We start from the raw sequence: 21,112 nt of genomic DNA on the forward strand, positions 1-21,112 counted from the left end.
AGGTTGCGGTCGTTGAAAAGCAGCCGCACGACGTTGCGATGCTCTACCATCGCTCCCTTCGGCTTGCCCGTCGATCCTGACGTGTAGATCACATACGCCAGATCGTTCGGACCACTTGCTGCAGTCAGATTCGCAGTATCGCCCGCGTACAACGACGCGTCCGCCAGGTTCAGAACGGTTCCTTCGTACTCTTGCGGCACTTCCGCTTCCCCGTAGACGAGCAATAGATCGGCGCCGCTGTCTTCCAGCATGTACACGATCCGCTCCGCTGGGTACGTCGGGTCAATTGGCAAGTATGCGCCACCAGCCTTCAAGATCGCGAGAATGCCCACGATCTTCTCCACCGAGCGCTCCGCCATGATCCCTACGATCCGGTCCGCTCTGACGCCACGCGTCCGCAGATCCTGCACCAACTGGTTCGCCTTCGCATTCAGCTCCCCATACGTCAACCGTTCAGCATCGAATACCACCGCCAATGCTTCCGGCGTTCGCTCCGCCTGCTGCTCGAACAGCGCATGAATCGTTTGGTCCTTCGGATAATCGGCTTTCGTGTCGTTGAACACCGTCTGCAGTTGACGCTTCTCTTCTTCCTCGAGAAGATCGACGCTTTGGATCGTTCGACTCGAATCGGCTATCATCATACGTAATGTTCGCTCAAAATACAGCAATACTCTATATACATCTTCTTCCCGATAGGAAGATCCGATTTTTACCATCAGTTCGTTAAATGTGATCGATACAGTGAAGTCCATTTTGGCATTCGTGCGCTCATAGCTCAAATTCGCCGAAAGCTCAGGAAACAACGACTCTTCAGATATTGACTCATATATATGGAAATCAATAAAGTTAAACAGAACGTCGAAAAACGGGTTGCCGCTATCGGTCCTTTCTCTCGTTGCGCGCATAATGTCCTGCAACGAATATCTTCCGAAGGTTTTCATCTCCATGCATTTGGCATGCACGGTCTGAATCCATTGCAACCATGTCATTTGCGCATCAATCTTCATTTGCACCGGTATAGTATTCAGGAAACAACCCAGTATTTTATCGCCGTCCTCGCGAACGGGCCGTCCGTTTTCTACGAGACCCGTTATAACTTCATGGTCGTAGGTAAACATCGAAAGACTGTACAAATACGCTGCAAAACAGATAGAACGCAGGCTTGTTCCGCTATTTCTCGCAAAAAACTTGAGATCTTCCATCCTAAAATCAACAAAGAAATGTGTAACCTCATGATGGTTAACTCTCTGCTCTTGACCCAATGCTGTCAGTTCAGGAAACTCCAGCCGTTTGTACTCCCTCAATTCCTCTTGCCAGAACGTTTGAAAATCGAGACGATTTCTGACCGCGAGCTGTTCGATCACGTAATCCTTGTATGTGCTCTTCAAAGAGGTGTCTGCGTGTCGGTCGAATGTTCCGGCACCCAGCATCCCGTAAACGTTCAGCAGCTCTGTCATGAACGACGCTACGCTCCAGCCGTCCAAGATGGCGTGGTGAAAAATCCAGCTTAAATACAGGCGACCGCCGCCCAACAAAAAAACGTGCATCCGCCAAAGAGGCGCCGCCCCGATGTCAAACGGATGTTTGCGATCCTCTTCCGTCCAATGCTTTACGAAATCGTCTTGATCGTTCCCATTTAATCCGGTTATATCATCCATCCCGATCCGTGCTTCTACGCATTTGCGTACGATTTGAACGGGATAAGCATCCGCCTGAAGATAAAAATCGGTTCTCAGGATCGGGTGCTTTGTGACCAAAAAACTCAAAGCGTCGCGCAATCTTTCAAGTTGGAAGTGTTCATCTTTAAGCCCATATACAAACTGATCGTGATATACCGCACCATCGGATTGCTTGAGAGTATGGAAGACCATCCCTTGCTCGATATCGCTCATCGGATAGAAGTCTTCTACTTCACCCGCCAGCGATGAAGGGCCGGAAACGATATGATCCCGCAGTAAATCCATTTCTTCTGCAAGCGCTTCTTCGTAGGCCGCATGATCCAGCATATTTGCGCCGGATGAAAGGTTGGCTAGGAAGAGCTCAATCGTCGGATATTGGTACAAATGAGTGATGTCTGTCTTATGTCCAATCGCTTGCTCCAACTTTGCGATCAGACGGATCGCTTTCATCGAGTCCCCGCCTAGCTCGAAGAAGCTGTCTTGGATCCCGACTTGTTCGATTCGGAGCACGTTTTGCCAAATTTCCGCCAACTTCGCTTCCGTCTCGTTCAGCGGTGCGACGTATTCGCTCCCCGTCTGCACCAGCCCTTGCGGCTCTGGCAGCGCCTTCCGATCCACCTTTCCGTTGGCCGTCAGCGGGATCCGCTCCACTTCTACTAGATACGACGGTACCATGTACTCCGGCAGGCTGCGCTTTAAATGCGAACGCAGCTCGGAGGCGTCGAATGCCCCGCCGCTCACCACATACGCGCACAGGTACGATTCGTCCCGCTCGTCTTTCCGGGTGATGACCACCGCTTCCTTCACGTCCGCGTGCTGCTGCAGACGATGCATGATTTCTCCCGTCTCGATCCGGTACCCCCGGATTTTCACTTGCTCGTCGATCCGGCCCATGTACTCCAGGTTCCCGTCTGGCAGCCATCTCGCCAGGTCTCCCGTACGGTACATCCGTTCGCCAGGTTCAAACGGATTGTCCACGAACTTCTCCGCCGTCAGCTCCGGACGGTTCAAGTATCCCCGCGTCACGCCTGCTCCGGCTACGTACATTTCTCCGGCAACGCCTAGAGGGACAAGGCGTCCGTTCTTGTCTAGAATCATGACCGACAACGTAGGGATCGGTTTCCCGATGTTGCTGATGTTCGTCCGGATATCTTCGCCGGTTATTTCCTTGTACGTCACGTGTACGGTCGTTTCTGTAATGCCATACATGTTGATCAGAAGGGCACCTGGATACGCCTTCGCCCACGGTTCCAGTTGTGCGGGAGACAGGGCTTCCCCCCCAAATATCACTTTGCGGATAGATAGATGCCGCTTCGTTTCCTTGTCGCACACTTCATGGATCAGACTGTAGAACGCCGTAGGCGTCTGGTTCAGAATCGTCACACGTTCGCGTTCCAGCAGTTCGGCGAACAACCGAGGCTCTTGTGCCGTCTGTTTCGGCACAATAACCAGCTTGCCCCCGTACAACAGGGCGCCGTACATTTCCCAGACCGAGAAATCAAAGCAGAACGAATGGAACATCGTCCAGACATCGCCCGCGCCGAAGTCGAACAGGTTGCGGTCGTTGAAGAGCAGCCGCACGACGTTGTGATGCTCCACCATCGCTCCTTTCGGCTTGCCCGTCGATCCCGACGTATAGATGACGTACGCCAGATCGCTTGGACCGCTTGCCGCAGGCAGATTCGCAGTGTCGCCCGCGTACAGTGACGCATCCGCCAGATCCAGTACCTCTCCCTCATACCCAGACGGCACTTCCGCATTCTCGCTGTATACAAGCAATAGATCGGCGCCGCTGTCTTCCAGCATGTACACGATCCGCTCCGCTGGGTACGTCGGGTCAATCGGCAAGTATGCGCCACCAGCCTTCAAGATCGCGAGAATGCCCACGATCATCTCGAGCGATCGCTCCGCCATGATCCCTACGATCCGGTCCGCGCCGACGCCACGTGTCCGCAGCTCCTTCGCCAACTGGTTCGCCTTCGTGTTCAGCTCCCCATACGTCATTCGCGCAGACTCGAATACGATCGCCACCGCTTCCGGCATCCGCTCCACCTGCTGCTCGAACAGCGCTTGGATCGTCTTATCCTTCGGATACTCGACCTTCGTGTCGTTAAAATCGATCAACAATTTTGTTTTTTCTTCGGAAGTAATCAAATCGAGTTCATCAATCGATTGATGGGGATCTTGGATAATCTGTTGAATCAGATTAGAGATATGGGAATACATTAGGGTAATATCGTCGTCAGAGAATAAATCGGTTCGATAATCAAAGTCAATTTTTATATGTTTTTTTGCCTTCGTATGCTGCACCTTGATCAATAGTTCGTTCTCTTCATGACCGCCAAATACAAGGTCCAGTTCATATTCGAACAAATCATTCGCAAAAATGGAAGCCCTTTGGAAATTCATCGCCGCGCGAAACAATGGACTCGTACGTTTGTAGTTTTGACGTAATTCATTAACGAGCAAGTTAAAGGGGTATTTCTGATGCGCAGCGATAGTGGATTTCTTCTCATAAACGGCTTGAATAAAGGACAGGGCGTCTTGCTTGCCATTGACAGTCATTCTAAACGGCACGGTACTTACAAGCATGCCGAGCATATCTTTTTCATTGGCATTTGTTCGATTGGCGTAGTACGTTCCGATCACTTGATCGTTGTTCAAAGTCACTTTATACAGGTATAAGTGCAATGCCGAAAAAAACATAGTAAAAGTAGTAATCTTATGTATACCGCAAAATCTTCTGATATCATCATACATCTCAGGTACAATAGAAAAAGACTTTCTTTCGCCTTCCGTGCATGCAGATCGTTTGCCATATAGAATATCCTGACTGTCGTAGGAAAAGGATTCGAATTCCTGCAGCCAGAATTCTCTATCCTGAATAAAACGATCGGAATTTTCGTACTCCAATTCACTCTTGATAAATTCTATGTAAGATGGCCTCGTCTGAGAGGGAATGCTACCTAGCAATAACCCGCGGTAAATATCCATGGTTTCCTTTGAGATCAGTTCCATCGTATATCCATCGCAAATAATATGATGTATTCGAAACAGAATGACACATTCAACTTGGCTTAATAAAATTAATTGAATTCGAACTAAATCTAAGTTATTCAGAGTCATTATTTTTCTAGACTCTGCCAAAATGTATGAATCAACATCCATCGTTGATCCATCGATTACCTTCAAATCGGTGACGCTAGAACTCCGAAAATGTTGTTTAGGCTCATCTTCTCCAAAGACTCGGGTGCGAAGGAGCGGATTTCGTTCAATAAGAAGATTGATTGCATTTTTCAACAATTCATAATCTATGGAACCCGTTTGGGATTTTAATTTCAGGGAAAACAATGGGGCACTTAATCCCGTATTCGGCAGTAATTTTTCGGTATTCCAAATTCTCTTCTGCGCGTTCGTTAATGGATATTTGGGTGAATCTAGCATGAATGGAATGCCTCCTTAAATATTATTAAACTGAGTCTGCGCTTTCTATAGAATGACTTAAATTGCCTCCATTGTTTCTTTTACTTTGGTTACCAATGAGTAAACCACCCCCGCACGATCGATCCAGTAATTTCCTTTGTCCGCGACTTCCCTACTAGCGTTGCATTTACATTTTCAATAAAATTCATTCTGTTATTTACTATATTTATATATAGGATGGTTTATCAGAGATGAAAACAGAAAAACCTCTAAGTGTCATTTGTCAATGTATAGAACTGTTAAAGGATCACCCCTCTCGAGTTGGCGCACTAGACGCACCCAAAAATTGTTTGTTAATTCTGCAGCGCTCTTGTTTATTGAGGCTCAGCTACAACAACGAAACCCTTAGAAGAAATGTCCTTGCACTTTTCAGCTAATGAGCAACTCCAGCAAATGCTAGGTGGGTTAAAGAGCATAAGCGCTTCACAAATCATGGTGTAAAGATGCATACCTCTCTCATTGTGTTGGATAAGACGGCCGTGTTTCCAGCTAGATTTATTGCCTCCACTAAGGATATTGCAGATCATGAAGATCATTGTCGATGACGATACGACTTACGTCATGGATCCTGGTTACTTAAAGTATTGCATATTTCCAAACAATTACTGGTATAGAAATAAATAAAATTAATAATTCATTTAGTAATATAAGGAGTTAATCAAGTTCAGCTCGATGCCCACTTTTTTATTAAATTACATAAAATAGAACTTAACTCGTCTAATGAGAAAAACACCACCATACCATAAAACGCCTTCATTACATAATATAGTATATATCGCCATTATTTTTTTATCATTAGGAGATAATGACGGAAATTGTCGATTTTTCAAAATTTTTAACACTGTTTACTAGGTACAGAATATCTCGCGACTCAAAAACCGAACCAAATCCCCCCGGTCTGAAATTGGGACGGCAAACAAAGAATATAAAAATGAAGACACAGATAAAAGGAACATTTATAAGAACCCAAAAAGGAGTGTCCTAAAAAACATTAGGGGCATCCCAAATCGAGTAGGAGTCGGGGGCTAGCCCCCGACTCTCACACCACTTATCCCGACTTTGCAGGTGATATCGCCGTAAATGGTATTGAAAACCCAGGTGTCTTCAATATTACTTTGGCTACCCCAAAAGTCGGGATAACTTTTTTGAAGTTATCCCTCCGCCAACAGCGATTAAAATATATAATTCTCCTGGCATCAGCAAAACATTGCAAAGTCAAAAAGATTTATATGAATGAAATTGATGTATCATAGTTGATCGAAAATACTATCGAGCAATTGAGATCATTTATTCTCAAGCCAAGTACAATTACCGCCTATCGAATAGTGATATTTGTTATATCTTTGAACCCAAAAAACAACTCATCGCAGACGAATTGCTTCTTAAACACATTGTTGTTATCAGCACTATCTTGCACGTGTATAATATAGCTCTAATTATTATCCTTAAGTTCCAAGATAATTTTAAAATCAGGGACACCATCATCCTCTCCGGCTGATGATAACATCATTACAATTGTTGAAGTACTCGACCAACCTAAAATAGAAATTGCTTATTGGAAGCAGTTTCCAGAGCACCACTTCAATATTTGATTTCTTCTTCTTTTCTCATATATCTTTATAATCTGATTTAACACAAAAATCTTTTAGCCATTCCCGTGTTCAAAGGATGACCCCCGACAGCGGAACAACTGAACACCGCTTCAAGTACCGATTGGAGAAGTCGTGCAGCATCCTAAGGTCTCTCATAGTGGGTACTACAAATGACGGTGCAGACCGGAAAGGGAATAAGAAAACATCATCGGAGATGAGGGAGCACGTCCGTAAGACCTACGAAGAGTCAAGAAAGCTTTACGGGAGGTCCGACCGAGTCTGTAAAATAGTTTGTGTAAACTCCTAAACCCAATAAAATGGAATTAATAGAAAGGTTGGGGAGAACACATGGGACTTTGGAGCAAAGAACAACTGCGAGCATTCATCAAGGAGAATAAGCTGGTCACAGCGCAGGATGCGCAAAACGCCCTGAAAAAACTGTTTGCAGAGACGCTACAGGAAATGCTAGAGGCAGAGATGGACACGCACCTGGGCTATGAGAAGCACGAGACCAAAGCGAAAATGACGCCGAATAGCCGTAACGGTAAAAGTAAAAAGCCGTGTTCAGTGAATATGGCGAGCAAGAGATTGCGGTTCCCCAGGACCGGCTAAGCGAGTTCGAGCCACTAGTCGTGCAAAAGCACCAGAAGAATGTGACTGGAATCGAAGATCAGATCATCGCGCTCTATGCCAAAGGCGTCAGCACGAGGGAGATTCAAGATCATCTCCAGCAGCTGTACGGGATCGACGTCTCGCCTGCGCTTATTTCCAATGTCACGAATAAGATCGTCCCGCTCATTAAAGAGTGGCAAAATCGACCTTTGCAGGGCGTGTACGCCGTGGTCTACATGGACGCTATTCACTTCAAAGTGAAGCAGGACGGCGCCATTGTGAATAAAGCAGCGTATATGGTCATCGGCATTGACCTGGACGGAAACAAGGATGTGCTGGGTATGTGGATTGGCGAGAACGAAACCTCCAAGTTCTGGCTCAGCGTCCTGAATGACCTGCGGAATCGGGGCGTGCAGGATCTTCTCATTATTTGCGTAGATAATCTAAGCGGCTTCTCCGAAGCGATTGCTGCCTGTTATCCAAAGACCGAAATCCAGAATTGTATTATTCACCAGATCTGGAATTGTACCCGCTATGTGTCGTACAAAGATCTCAAGATGGTCACGGCTGATCTGAAGCCGATCTACAAAGCGGCAACAGAGCAAGGCGCTCTGCTTGAGCTTGATCGCTTTGAGGAAGTTTGGGGCGTTAAGTATCCGCTCATTGTCCGTTCCTGGCGCAACAATTGGGAGGAACTCTCGACCTTCCTCAAGTACCCGCCAGAGATTCGCAAGCTGATCTACACCACAAATATGATTGAAAGCTACCACCGGCAGCTCCGTAAAGTTACGAAAGGCAAAAGCATCTTTCCAACCGATGAAGCCCTACTCAAAATGCTATTCCTGGCCAAGATGGATGTGACCCGCAAATGGACAGGACGAGTCCAGAACTGGGGTCAGATGTTGCTGCAGCTTTCCGTCTTCTTTCCGGAACGGATCGGTAACTACTTACGCTAAGCGACGAAATCCCCCTCAGGAGATTTCCTTGTCATGAGTTTACACAAAATTATTGACAGACCCGTCCGACCCAGGATTATTGCACATTCTTCGAGGAAGCCAGTGTGCCTCTCACTATTACCAGAAACAGATATGTTGTAGTGTAAATGTTACTATCGCAGTAAAGAGTCTACATACACACAAGCAACCGCTTTCGGTACGGATCCTATATTGACACTTCTCTTTTGGAACCTTATTTAAAATATTCTTCAGAACACCACTTAACGACTTGCTCTCTTTCCTTCTCATGAATTTTCATGAGTTGATTTAACACAAAAATTCGCTGAACTATATCTTCTGTAAGAAAAAGTTGTCTTTTAAAATAATTTATTTGTTTCTGATAGGGACCTTGATACTTTTCGTTTTTTTCGTATATATGGAGTAATTGAACATGAAGATCAAATATTTTTTTATATGTGGCCATCATTAAGCCCTTAATTGCAATGTCTGTAATTTCTAAATCCCACTTATAAAAAACAAAAGCAACTCATCCGTAGACAAGTCGCTAAGTAAAGGGCCTTTTATTAACAAATGTTTACTCTGTAAATCTTAGCGCCCTTTTCTCAATCCGTGACACATAACTGCGGGAGATTCCTAGCTCCTTAGCAATCTCCCGCTGCGTCCGCTCTTCCCCGCCTGTATCGAGGCCAAAGCGACCCACTACGACTTCCTTTTCTCGGTCGTCCAGAATATCGAGATTACGATAAATCTTACTCTTCTCGATCTTCAGATCCACTTCCTTTACAATATCATCTGCATCGGAGCCAAGAATATCGATGAGAGTAATCTCGTTACCCTCCTTATCTTTTCCCTATAGGATCATGCAGGAATACGTCCTTTTTGGTCTTTTTAAGCGATCTCAAATGCATCAGGATTTCATTCTCGATACAGAGGGCTGCAAAAGTGGGGAGCTTCGTGAGTTCAGCCGCTGTAATGCCGAGCTTCTCGAACTGGTACCAGATTTCCACCCCCTCCCGCTTCACTACGACAGCGTCGGAATGCTCTACATCCTCGCATGGCTGTTGCAGTTCAACAACAAGCAGTCGCTTAGGTGTCAGCTTGCCGATAAGCTCGCCGATCGGTCCATCCTCGACAACCTCCCCCTATTGACAATTATAAGTCGCTGCACAGTTCCTGAACATCATCCAGATCATGAGTAGTCAGGATAACTGTTACACCACGAAGTCTGTTCATCTCTCGGATAAAACTGCGGATCGCATACTTCGTCTCTGCATCCAAACCAATTGCACGTGTCCAAAATTTAACTAATGTTGTACTTGGGATGACACTTTAATTGCCATCTGCCCTTATGCTTATTCAGAGTTTAGTCACTTCAAGATGAAAAGTACTTTCTGATATAATTGAAAACCCGTGCAACCAATACATCAGGACTTCGCAAGATACTTAATTCACCTTTTCAACTAAGTAGGAGAAAACATCAGCTCATAAAGATTTTTTGTAAATTGTAACAATAAGCAATAGAGAAGTTAGTTTAATTGAAGTAATTTTCAGAGCACCACTTCAATATTTGCTCCCTTCGATTCTCATGTATTTTAATAATCTGATTCAGAACAAATATTTTTTGAACTACATCTTCAGTCATGAAAAATGGTCTCTTGAAGTAGTTTATCTGTTTCTGATGTGCACCGTGGTGTTTCTCATTTTTTTCGTAAATATGTAGTAGTTGAATATGAAGATCATACACGTCTTTATATGTTGTCATCTCGATACTCCTTCAATTTTTTCCATAATCAAAAAATAAAAAGCAACTCATCCGTAGACAAGTCGCTTTATAAACGCAATATTGTTAACGGATACAACCATGTAATTTTCAACTTACCTCTTTGCTTTATAGAACTCATGGTAAAGCTTCATTAGCGCTCTTTTTTCTATTCTTGAGACATAGCTACGCGAGATCCCGAGTTCCTTGGCAATCTCCCGCTGCGTTCTCTCCTCTCCACCGGTATCCAGTCCGAAGCGGCCGACAACGACTTCCTTTTCTCTCTCGTCCAAAATATCGAGATTACGGTAGATTTTACTCTTCTCAATCTTCAGATCAACTTCTTTAATTACATCGTCCGTTTCTGATCCAAGAATATCAATCAGTGTGATTTCGTTTCCTTCCTTGTCCGTACCAATTGGATCATGAAGTGAAACATCCTTGCGGGTCTTCTTGAGTGAGCGAAGATGCATCAGAATCTCATTCTCTATACAACGAGCTGCAAAAGTGGCCAGCTTCGTCCCTTTGTTCGGGCGATAACTTTCTATTGCCTTGATTAACCCGATGGTACCAATAGAAATCAAATCCTCCATATCTTCCCCTGTATTGTCGAACTTTTTTACTATGTGGGCTACTAAGCGCAGATTGTGTTCAATTAATAAGTTGCGAGCCTTAGCGTCACCCTCGGCCATCATCCCTAAGTATTTGCTTTCCTCCTGCTCCGAAAGTGGCTGGGGAAAAGCGTTGTTTCTTACATACGATACCAGCAGCGTCAGTTCTTTGATCAGCAGCGCTATTGTGCTTATTATCCCTGGCAACTTGGCGACACCTCCCGCATATGTACAATGAAACCGATCAGTAGTGAGCACTACGGGTTCATGGTCCCTTTATTGTATGTGGGTTAATGCCTAGAAGTGCATGTACATTGAAAACAGAATCATAAATAACTTAAACATCGGATTTCAAACAAATTTTTGTTGATTACCACTCAGAAAGATCCAGCTCTCGTTTACATACATCACACTGTACCTTAACGACCAAACCAAGCCCTGTTGGAATGAAAGTATAAGCAAATTTGGCACCAGCTACATCCTTTGCGACACACGAGTCCCAAGCCTTGATTTTTTGGTCCATCTCCTCAGTAATTTGAAAATTTAATTCTGACATTTAATTTCTCCTCCAATCATTATTTTGCCAACGGCAATTTTTTAGTTAACGCCAATGGAATATCATTTTCCATTCCGACATCTTGAGTTTCAATAAGACCGCTTAAGCTGCCAATTATACTGACATTTAACACATCTCCCTCTGACTTTAGGACAATCTCGTCAATGAGGGTTTCAATAATAAAACGCTTTTCTTCATATGTTAGCTCAGCCCCCTTACTGTTAATGAATTCATTTATCCGTTCAACAGCTTTCAAATTCTTTCCACGGGAAAAATGTTGTTCTCTATGCACTTTAATCTGCCCCTCATACAAACCCAGCTGCGATTGTAGATCATTAATTTCTTTCATTAATTTATGTGACTCCGTCGTGAGCTCATCTTCCGTAATTACATCTCTCCGGAACATGATTTTCAATTTCTCTGTTTCTTTTCTTTTTTCATCTATTTGATTCTTAAAGATACCTGCGCTTATAAGCAACTCTTCAACAATCTCTTGAACTTGGCCGCCTAACCGCTCAATATAGTCTTCCGGGTTAGATAAGGCCCCCATGACCATATCCCAAATAAATTCCTCAAGTATTTCTGCTCTTATGCTTCGTGTAGGACAGGGGTGTACAACACCATAAACCTTTGGAGAAACATTGGGACAGCGATAGCACCTATACTTTAGCCGTGAGTCTGTTACTTTATTACGTCGCCCAGAATACGTTGTACCTGACCACTTACGACCACAATGACCACAGCGGATTAGTGATTTTAATAAATAATCGAAGTGTAAATTACCGGAACGAGTGTAGTTCTTGATACGTTGTTGCCTTGCTTGTTCGAATAATTCCTCAGAGACAATTGGTTCAATTTCAACCAAAATCCATTCACTTCGATCGCGAACAGTATATGTTTTTTTAGGTTTACCGGTTCGAGTTCGTTGTCCTTTAAGTTTTTTAACTTTTCTACGATTGTAGTAGTATCGACCGATGTATATTTCAGAACTAAGCATCCGTCCAATTGAACTTGCTCCCCAGTTTCCACTGGTAGAACGTTTTGGCGAAGCCCCAATATCAAAAAGCTTATCACCAATTTCACGCATCGTCATATTATCGTTCAAATACCAGTCATAGACCTTCCTTACATACTCTGCCTCTGTCTGATTTATAATGAGTTGTCCTTTCACCCAATCATATCCAAAAGGGGGGCACCGCATAGGCATGATTTTCTTATCTTTTTCAACAGCTGTAAGTCTCCCCCTGACTGTTCTTTTCTTAATTAATGATAGCTCGTATTGAGCAATGACACTCATCAGGTTAAAAAACAGCTGCCCTTCCGGAGTATTCTGATATTCCGTATCAACAAAAATAAGCTGAACATCACGAGCCTCAAATTCTCGGCAGAGAAACAATTTGTCTGTCAAATCCCGGGATAAGCGATCCGGATGTGTAATGATGACCCGATCAATTAGGTGATCATTAATTGCTTGACGTAGCTCATTCATCGCCGGCCGATCAATGTCTTCGCCGCTAAAACCCTCCTCTCGGTAAACCTTAATCGTATCCAATGCTAAATTCATTTCCTTAGCTTTGTTCATACATAGCTCAACCTGGTTATCGAGACTATATCCCTCTTCTGCCTGCATGCCTGTAGAAACGCGAGGATATATTGCTGTGAACATTTGAGTCCCCCTTACTTTCACCTTTTTAGATTATTTTTTTGTTGACAAATCAGCTTAAACTTTCCGAAATACTCATCTTGATCTGACGGTGGTGTTTGATTAAGTTCAATCAATGTACAGTAAAGAAGAGCGGTATTTATTAATACAGCAACCTCTTTATCATTTTTGGATCAAAGTACTGTTCAATGTACAAAGTTGCTGACATTCGAGCATGTTTAAACCATTGTTTCTTAATGACCCAAGAATATGTATAACACCTACCATTAAATTCGATACCTCGTGAAGTTATTAAGCCTTCGGCTTTATTGAGTAACAATTAGCATTTCTCAATACAGGAACGAATGTTCGTATTCAGTATTATATCCAGTTGAAAGAAAAATAAACCGACTGTTGTCAGTCGGTTTTATTAATTATTTTTTTCAGAATGTAGTCGATTGCTTTACCTTTCTTCGTTTGAGCGTTTACCTTTATAGGTAAACATTCAGTCGACTTATGATCGGTTAAATCTTCCCTATTTCGAATCATTTGGCTCGTCTTCATTACTCACCTCATGCAATTCTTTATCTTTTTCTCTTTCTTCTTCCTTCATCCATTGCTCAATAATCTCAATCGCCTTTCTTCTTTTCGATTCTTCTACTGGCCCTTTTTCACCCAAACAAAAAACCTCCCGATATTGTAATATCAAGAGGTTTGCCTGTATTTATTTAATATCATGTTCCTCACTCAATACAGTGAGCAAGATTTTACGATAAATTCTATTGGATAACACAGTGGACGCTTTGAAAGTCCGTGTCTCATTACTACTGTATGATTGATTTGACTAGGGATAACTGTTGGCATCAAGCCGTAACAGTAATGTTCTCCTTGAAACAACCCTATAAACATTTCATATTCTTGACTACTAGCATAAGTATTACAAAGTTCAATACTTAAGGTACCAAAAAGATGCTCCACACGTAGATACAGTTTAGTTTTGGTAATTAAATCTGTTAAGATAACTGCTCGTACATCATGGGTGTTACGATCAAGTCCATTTAAGAAAGCACTAAATTCTTGCTTATTATAATATAGTGAGACATCATTTAAATAAACAAAATGTTCAGTGTTCCAGGTTAGATCAGGTTCAGGTACTAGAAGCCATTGAAGCGGTAGCCTTGAGAGTAAGGAAATAAAAGCCAAAAACTCAATTGAGTAATTAATATCGGCTACAATCTGCCGCTCCCCTGAAGACTGTTTAAATGGAATAAGCCCCCTTAACTCTTGTGCTTGAAGATCATCAATATTCGTAAAATTAGTCATTTGATCATTATTAATGCGAAATCGGGTATTTAACTCATATTTGTTGAAACCGAGTATTTCTACTCGCATTATTACCACTCGTCTTGCGGCCACAAACTTTATATGCAAGAGAAAAGCCCTGACTTCATTAAGGTCCATTCTCAAAAAGAGCAATTCCGTCCATTTATAGGTGAACCTACCACTCAAATCCCTTTTATATTCAAGAAAATTTTTAATAGCTGTAGGGTCTGTAGAGTCAGCTTTAGTATAAAAGTTCCGAATTCGTGTAAGTGCTACAATAATATCTGATAATTTATTCTTATTGCGCTTTTCCCTCATAATAATATCACCGGAAAAAGCATATTAAAAAATGAAGTTACTGGCCCTTACTCACTTTATACAGTGAGTAAGGGCCAGTACTGATTATTTGGGGTATCATGATTAACCAGTTCAAGGACAGAACTTACAAGACAAGGAGTGAAATCGATAAGTAATAAACCCACACATGCACAACTACTTTTAATGCCTTTTATCATTATAAGCCTGCACCTCCTTCCAGTTAAGATTTAATCATGATAACCCACATACGCTAAATTGGATAAATTGATCCCTTTTAATGCACTTTTACCTTTGACTTATCAAAGGATTTTTCATGTAATCGAATAAATTATATATTCACCACTTTACTTAATAAAAGGATCTGGCACAAAACTCATATTTTGTTCTAAATATGTTATTAAATGTAAAAAAGCGATAAGGTCAATTGACCTCTCGCTTAATATTAAACACTAAATTGTGAATTTCCCCTTTGGGCAGACTTATCCAATTTTATATTGGTAATTAAGAAGTCAGAATGCTTCCCTAAGCCGCCTGGCAGGAAGTTAAAGTGCTAATCGAAATGTATATGAAAATTCTACCACATAGGAAGTATATAAGTCTATCAATTAATTAATACTAACATTGAGGTGATTTAATATGAGAGCTGCTTTATCTGTTGTAGAAACAGCTGAAGATACAACAATACAACATTTATTAAATAGAAGATTTTCATTAAAAACAATCCTCCGCTTCTTTGATGGAAAGTCACATCTCGATGCACAAGAATTCTTGCAACTAATCACTAAACCTAAGCAGAAAGATTTTATATATAATCGTTCAAAACCGCGCGTAAGCAATAAGACCCTAATTCCTGAAGTTGTTTTAGATTTCGAAAGACATTATTCGCTTCAAAATTATGCAAAAACTACCCTCAATAATCATAAGCATAACCTTAGAGGCTTTATATCTTTTTTGGTAAAGAATTTTACTGATGCCAGTCCCTTTATATCTCTAAACGATATGAAATCATTAACAAGTGCAATGGTGAATGCATATGAAGAATATTTAGTTAATCGTTTTAATACCGAACAAATACAGCTTTGTACAGTTAATAAATATTTAGTGACTCTTCGAATGTTCTTAAAAATGCTGTCTAAAAAATCAATTGTAAATATTAATTATATAATTCCTGAATCACTTCGGGATGAAGGAAAACGATCAAATGAGTATGTGGAGACTGAAGAAATTAATGCTTTATTAGATTCAATTGTGACGAGTAACAGTCTCTTAATAACAAGAGATCTAGCAGTCGTATTAATCGTGATGGAATTAGGGAGTAGACCGATTGAAATAACCAATTTAAAAACAACTGATATTAGCTTGTCAGAGAGACTTATTACACTTTGCTGTGTAAAATCCGGTTTACGCAAACTGAAAATTAGCAAAGATCTTTGTGCTGTAATTAGTAAATACTTAGAGTTCCGCTCAACTTTCAACATTATACACGAATACTTGTTTATTAATGCATACGGGGAACCAATTACACGCAATGGATTAACATCAATTTTCAAACGAGCTAATAAGAAAGCATTTGGAGAACTGCGATTCCACCCAAAAGCATTACGCCACACATATGCAACAAATGCTTTAGATAATGAAAATGATTTTGATGAAGTTTCTGCATCTATGGGACACAAACATCGTTGTTCAACAGAATGGTATATACATCGTAGCATAAAGCGGCTGTTAACCCGAACCCTTCCACACAATCCACTAAAACGAATAGAAGAGAGCGGTGTTTAATATGGATTTCAACATTGATGTTAACATTACACCTGATGTTATCGCAGAAATGTACCAGATTGACGTTAATGACTTTTTAAATCTTATAGAAGGAAAGAAAAAACTAACAGATGAGAAAACAATCCTTTTCGTTATAGAAGATTATATTTCAACATTAAAATTAAATAAAAAAAAATCTCCATTAACAATAGAATTGTATATCACTATTTTAAAAAGTTTTGCTCAGTTCCTAATATCTGCAGGACCTGAAATCAAGATGATGAAATTAACTGAAGATTTGTTTTATCAATTCTTAGCTACTTGTAAGCCATTAAAAGGCGTTGATCTTCGTCCCAACACTATTAATACCTACGCTGCTATAATAAGTAACCTCATGAAGTTTGCATATACACGAAAATATATAAGCGAGGAACTCATGATTGAATTTCAAAGAATCAAAGACATCATTGTTCCTAAGTATATCCCAGACAAACTCCTTTCTCCTCTCCTGAATGCAGCAAAAAAGAGCAAATGGCCCTTCCTCAATTTTGCGCTGATTTACTTTTTCGTAGGGACGGGTGTTAGAATCAGTGAAATTGTAAACTTAAGAATTTGCGATTTCAATATATACGAAGATTTAATATTTATCAGAAAAGGCAAAGGTCAAAAAGAAAGATATGTTCCCATGTACCCGGAAGTAAAGAAAGTTGTTCTAGACTATCTTGCACGAACCGGATGTTACACCTGGGATATACGAAACACTGATTATTTATTCTCTAAGCGTTGTTTCGATGAAAGGAAACCACTTTCTATCAGCAACATTCAATACATGATAACTCAAATCTTTGAATCGATAGGCGTAAAGGGACAATTCTCAGTTCATTCATTTAGACATACGTTTGCTGTAAATGCACTGAAAGAAGGAATGGAAATTTATGATCTACAAGAAGTATTAGGTCATGAAAACATTGAAACTACGAGAATTTATACAAAACGTCACCCAAGTGACCTTAAAAAATCTGTATTAAAATATCCTTTTCCACTTGAAAAATTGTTAAATGGCATCATGGGAATAGGAGGTAGAAGTGATGGTCAACTTCCAGGAGGAAATTCATAACTATCAGATGGTCAGTGTCTATACAAAAGCAACACTTAAAGCATATACCAAAGCTTTATTTGAATTTAATGAATATTTAGCCCTCAAACTAGGATGCCCCCTCTCTGAAGTTGAACTTGATAAACTATTTACTATAAAAGCAGGGGATAACATTATCGGGTATAAGCCTATAAACAGTAAGGTCATCGACACCTATTTGTTTGATCTTGTTGGGGATACTTATTCTAAGCTTTCAACAGCAACTCACGCTATAAGAAGTTTTTTTAAGTATCTAAAGAAAAATAAATTTTTTCCGGATGTTATCGCTTTTTCCGATTTTTCATTAAGTTTCTATAAACCAAAGGCTGAACCTATTCGTATTTTAAGCCGACATGAGTTTTTGAGGTTTCTTCATAGCATGGTATCACATAGTCAAGATTTGGTATGCGACACACTGCTATTTGGGTTGTTGTTTTCAACCGGTTGTAGAATTTCAGAAATACTAAATATTAATGTCAGTGAACTTGATCTTACAAATGAAATGATGTTATTAATTAAAACTAAAACTAAAGTCCAAAGAGTTGTTGTTTTACGAGAAGGCTTCGGAGAAATTCTTCGTGAGTATTTAAGTAAGTATCGTAGTGATAACTCTGCATTTCTCTTCCCTGGCGCGGAACTAAACCAGCCAATTTCACGGGCACAGGTTAATGTACTTTTTCAAGATTACTTAGCTAAAGCAAATTTGCCAAGCATGCACATTCATAGCAGCCGGCATTCCTTTGCTACATTTATGCGTGATGAAGGTGTAGACTTATTTACTTTAATGGAGCTACTTGGCCATGAAAAGTTTCAATCAACACTTCACTATACCCGGCATTACACTAGAAATAAGAATATAAAAATTAAACAACACGAAGAAGTATATAGTCATTTGCGGGGAATATTAAAAAATATTGAAAAATAAAACAACGGTGCTCAAGGAAAGCTTACGTGTCCTTCTGATTTTTTAGCACTAGCTTTGTAAAAAAGAACAACTCTAACGCAGTTAAGCGATTAGAGTTGTTCTTTTTTTATATGAACATTGCGATGTAGAAATCAGATTTCACTTCTATGCGGATGTAGAATGGGCTTCAATATTTCAATTGCACTCCTAGCCACAAATGATGTACTAATCTTTGTTGTATCAACAACGGCGATTGCAGCATTATGAAGCCTATGACTAAGGAATGGATTATCTTCGTTAACTGCAGTCTTGCAAATTTTTATCATTTCATCTGGAACTAAATAGAATCCTTGCTGCATTGCAAAGGTAATAGGCTCAATTATTCCCATTTCGCCACAAATAACCTCTCCTTCCAGACCTTTCTTTGAACGCATTTCATGTGTGGGAATGCTGAATGGTTCCATTATGTTTAACAGGGGATCAAATCGCCGCAATACATTTGGATACCCTCCCACGATCGTTAGAATTGTACGGTACACATACCATCCATCTGTAATGTCTTCTCCTTCTTGAATGAATGGTTGTGTAACTAATTGAGAAAGTACTAACCAAGGAAATAGGTTTGCAAAGAGCAATGTATCCTCTTCTGGGGTAAAAAACAATTCCGGGGGAATCGTGACTAAGCCGAGTTCATCAGAATACAATGCCCCAGTAAAATCACCCCCCGCTTTCTCCTTGACAGGTTGGTTGTGTATTAGATTTTCAAACAGTTTAATTACAGGGAAAACAGGATTTAAACTAAGTTTCATAAAAACGTTGGCTGCGATCAAATCCCCATAAGGAAGTCTTTCACAAGTATCTAATACATAAACCAACACTTCCTCAAATTTCAACCCACTTACATTCTTTAGTATAACTTCAATGGCTACAGCAGCTAGTAATTCAGGCACTTTGGGCATGACGTAACGGTTCTCTTCTTTATCAGTGAATAGTTCAATATGTCCTTGTTCGAGTAATCGCTCTAAACGACCTTCCCCAAGAATTCCTTCGGCTACAGTGTATAAAACAGAGCCTCGACCATAAGAGGCCATTTTTACAATAGGATTAGAGCTTTCATAACTTTCTTGATCTAATGCTGCCGTAACAAGGTTCACCATATCATTCATGAATTTAACATCTGCACTAAAACTATCTTTAATCCAATCAAGACTTCGATAATGTAAAGAACTCGGGATAATTAATATGGTATCTGGTTTTAGTTCCTTGGGAAGACCCGAAACAATCATCCTAAGAATTCTTGGAACTCGAAGTTCCTTGCTGTATTTTGCTCCCATATCGAAACGCGCTGATTGTGTCTCCATTAAGTAAGTATTTGCTTGTTCAAGTTCATCATCTGAAAGATTTTCAATTTTCACTTTCAGCGCTTTTTTTCCAATTAAAGATTTTTTTCCTGGTCTCCCTTCCACAGTAGACATTTTAGCAAAGGTACTGCTATCACATGCAATGATTAGAGAGCAAGAAGTGCTATCAACGCACAATTTAATCAATTCATCAATTTCATGAATCAGATTTGTTTGTGTATAACGGACATCATCAATGATAAGCACCAACTTTCCTGCTGGATGTACCGTTGTAATTCCGTGACGAAACCAGTGACGCGCATCATTTTCTGAAGTTACAGAAAAGAAACGCTCATTAAAATAATTTGCTATGTATTGAAAAATGCCACCCGTGCAGTCGATTGTATTAATGTATAGGGGTACAAAAGGCTGATCTTCTAATTGACACAGTTGATACAGAACATTGGTCTTACCTACAAGTGGATTTCCAGTTACCGCAATAACGGGATTATTTGAATTGAGAAGTTTTTTAATCTGATGTACACTGTTACGTGGTAAATGAAAAGATTCAGCAATAGCCTCTGAATATTGTTCAATAGAGCTACTCTGATTTTCGAAGCCTCTTTGATTGAGGGTTTCAATAGCTTCTTTCCATAAGATCGGATCTTTACCTAACAATGTTCGAATTGCTTCATTTCTTCCGAGCATTGCTACTTTAGAAGCTGTTTCAAAAACTTTTTCTAATTGAGTTGCATCTAATCCTTGCATATCAAGCGGGGTTCCATCGGAACTATTATAATACTGAGTTTCATTACCATTAGAAATGATCACGATTGGCGGGTGAGAAAGTAACAAACTAGCATAGCTTAGCCCCTGCAAGCGGTCTTCATCTGTTAGTGGATGATTCGGTTTCTTCAGTTCCATAATTGCCAAATTTATATTGTTATGCTTTAATAGAACATCTAATCGTGGTCTCTTTACACTTGGTCTTACAGTAATGTCCTCATGACCAACCTTAAAAGAAAATATTAACTGATGCTTGATTCCCAGTGAAGCATAATTTGGAAAAACTTGTTGGATCGCACTATTAAACTGAGCTTCAAATGTAGCTTCATTCATACAAAGAAAACCTCCAAGAATATATTAAATCAGTTATCATATGATTCCAAACTGATTGCCAACACACCTATTTTTTTCAAATTTAAGCAGTTCCGTGGGATCACAACACAGTATGACAAGCTTTCCCCGAAACTTTTTTGAGCTTTGTCATTCTGGCTTCTGTAATGATTTTGTTGAAGTAGCCTCATTAAAATCAGTTTTCAAACACGCTTTAGTAAAATCATTTTCCTTTATCATATTGGCAAATAGTTTTTTCGGTAAACAATTCTTATTATCTTTAAAGTATTTTATTAATGATTTCATGAACGAGTTTTCATTATTT

Annotated in this window: 11 protein-coding genes and 2 pseudogenes; 4 read left to right on the forward strand and 9 right to left on the reverse strand. The window is 40.6% G+C overall.

The window, feature by feature from the left end; genetic code table 11:
- Window positions 1-5,123 (reverse strand): amino acid adenylation domain-containing protein (locus ACX1DY_RS11375; RefSeq protein WP_458964316.1); only part of this gene is annotated, 5,123 nt, incomplete at its 3' end.
- A gap of 1,979 nt (window positions 5,124-7,102) precedes the next feature.
- Between ACX1DY_RS11375 and ACX1DY_RS11380 the strand changes: the two are divergent.
- Window positions 7,103-8,322, forward strand: a pseudogene (locus ACX1DY_RS11380) (IS256 family transposase).
- 574 nt (window positions 8,323-8,896) lie between these two features.
- Here ACX1DY_RS11380 and ACX1DY_RS11385 read toward each other — a convergent pair.
- From ACX1DY_RS11385 to ACX1DY_RS11415, 7 genes and pseudogenes are all read right to left on the reverse strand, one after another.
- A pseudogene (locus ACX1DY_RS11385) lies at window positions 8,897-9,058 on the reverse strand (sigma factor-like helix-turn-helix DNA-binding protein); the annotation flags it as partial.
- 103 nt (window positions 9,059-9,161) lie between these two features.
- Complete coding sequence (locus tag ACX1DY_RS11390) at window positions 9,162-9,329, reverse strand: hypothetical protein (protein ID WP_458964317.1); 168 nt, start codon at window positions 9,327-9,329, stop codon at window positions 9,162-9,164.
- A gap of 868 nt (window positions 9,330-10,197) precedes the next feature.
- Window positions 10,198-10,899 carry an RNA polymerase sporulation sigma factor SigK gene (gene sigK / locus ACX1DY_RS11395; RefSeq protein ID WP_458964318.1) on the reverse strand — a complete coding sequence of 234 codons (702 nt, stop codon included), beginning with the start codon at window positions 10,897-10,899 and terminating at the stop codon, window positions 10,198-10,200.
- Window positions 10,900-11,062: 163 nt separating this feature from the next.
- A complete protein-coding gene (locus ACX1DY_RS11400) occupies window positions 11,063-11,248 on the reverse strand; it encodes a hypothetical protein (RefSeq protein ID WP_458964319.1) in 186 nt (61 codons plus the stop codon).
- 19 nt (window positions 11,249-11,267) lie between these two features.
- A complete protein-coding gene (locus ACX1DY_RS11405; protein ID WP_458964320.1) occupies window positions 11,268-12,914 on the reverse strand; it encodes a recombinase family protein in 1,647 nt (548 codons plus the stop codon).
- Between the two features lie 511 nt (window positions 12,915-13,425).
- Window positions 13,426-13,569, reverse strand: a complete 144-nt coding sequence (locus tag ACX1DY_RS11410; RefSeq protein ID WP_458964321.1) for a hypothetical protein — start codon at window positions 13,567-13,569, stop codon at window positions 13,426-13,428.
- Between the two features lie 68 nt (window positions 13,570-13,637).
- Entirely contained in the window at window positions 13,638-14,531 is an 894-nt protein-coding gene (locus ACX1DY_RS11415) for a hypothetical protein (RefSeq protein WP_458964322.1), read from the reverse strand.
- Between the two features lie 636 nt (window positions 14,532-15,167).
- On the opposite strand from ACX1DY_RS11415, the gene ACX1DY_RS11420 reads away from it, so the two are divergent.
- Genes ACX1DY_RS11420 through ACX1DY_RS11430 form a run of 3 tightly spaced genes read left to right on the forward strand, consistent with a single transcriptional unit; the run spans window position 15,168 to window position 18,352 of the window.
- The gene (locus ACX1DY_RS11420; protein WP_458964323.1) at window positions 15,168-16,313 is read left to right on the forward strand and encodes a tyrosine-type recombinase/integrase; all 1,146 of its coding nucleotides are present in this window, start codon (window positions 15,168-15,170) and stop codon (window positions 16,311-16,313) included.
- A 1-nt stretch (window position 16,314) separates the two neighbouring features.
- Window positions 16,315-17,409 carry a tyrosine-type recombinase/integrase gene (locus ACX1DY_RS11425; RefSeq protein ID WP_458964324.1) on the forward strand — a complete coding sequence of 365 codons (1,095 nt, stop codon included), beginning with the start codon at window positions 16,315-16,317 and terminating at the stop codon, window positions 17,407-17,409.
- A complete protein-coding gene (locus tag ACX1DY_RS11430) occupies window positions 17,381-18,352 on the forward strand; it encodes a tyrosine-type recombinase/integrase (RefSeq protein WP_458964325.1) in 972 nt (323 codons plus the stop codon). Before ACX1DY_RS11425 ends, ACX1DY_RS11430 begins: the two co-directional genes overlap by 29 nt.
- A gap of 131 nt (window positions 18,353-18,483) precedes the next feature.
- On the opposite strand, the gene ACX1DY_RS11435 is transcribed toward ACX1DY_RS11430, so the two are convergent.
- The gene (locus tag ACX1DY_RS11435) at window positions 18,484-20,790 is read right to left on the reverse strand and encodes a type I restriction endonuclease (protein ID WP_458964326.1); all 2,307 of its coding nucleotides are present in this window, start codon (window positions 20,788-20,790) and stop codon (window positions 18,484-18,486) included.
- Window positions 20,791-21,112: the final 322 nt, after the last annotated feature.

Source organism: Paenibacillus sp. BAC0078 (assembly GCF_054483875.1).

Coding starts and splice junctions, on each gene's coding strand:
- ACX1DY_RS11415 (WP_458964322.1), bottom strand. CDS start 14,531: ATGAGGGAAAAGCGCAATAAGAATAAATTATCAGATATTATTGTAGCA.
- ACX1DY_RS11420 (WP_458964323.1), top strand. CDS start 15,168: ATGAGAGCTGCTTTATCTGTTGTAGAAACAGCTGAAGATACAACAATA.
- ACX1DY_RS11435 (WP_458964326.1), bottom strand. CDS start 20,790: ATGAATGAAGCTACATTTGAAGCTCAGTTTAATAGTGCGATCCAACAA.
- ACX1DY_RS11400 (WP_458964319.1), bottom strand. CDS start 11,248: ATGTCAGAATTAAATTTTCAAATTACTGAGGAGATGGACCAAAAAATC.
- ACX1DY_RS11405 (WP_458964320.1), bottom strand. CDS start 12,914: ATGTTCACAGCAATATATCCTCGCGTTTCTACAGGCATGCAGGCAGAA.
- ACX1DY_RS11425 (WP_458964324.1), top strand. CDS start 16,315: ATGGATTTCAACATTGATGTTAACATTACACCTGATGTTATCGCAGAA.
- ACX1DY_RS11430 (WP_458964325.1), top strand. CDS start 17,381: ATGGTCAACTTCCAGGAGGAAATTCATAACTATCAGATGGTCAGTGTC.